We start from the raw sequence: 252 nt of genomic DNA on the forward strand, positions 1-252 counted from the left end.
GGGCGTGCTCGACTTCCTGACGGACTCGCTGCGCGCGCACCGCCGAGGTTTGCAGCCACCCTCACTGCTACCTCTCGCGGAGGCCCCTCAGCTCGCGCACGCAGCGTGAGCCGGTGAACGGTTACTGGTGCCGGTGGGGGCGGTGGTGTGTGTGAAACGCAAGGGAATGAAGGACTCCTGGTGCCTGGCCACCAGCTTCACGGACGCCACTGCCCAGGAGGTGCTGGACGTCTACGCCCGGAGATTCACCAT

1 pseudogene is annotated in these 252 nt (G+C 66.7%); it reads left to right on the plus strand.

What is annotated here, in order from left to right:
- Nucleotides 1–133: 133 nt before the first annotated feature.
- Nucleotides 134–252: pseudogene (locus U8525_RS34725) on the plus strand (IS4 family transposase); the annotation flags it as partial.

Origin of the sequence: Corallococcus sp. RDP092CA (genome assembly GCF_041903675.1) — a bacterium.
GTDB lineage: Bacteria > Myxococcota > Myxococcia > Myxococcales > Myxococcaceae > Corallococcus.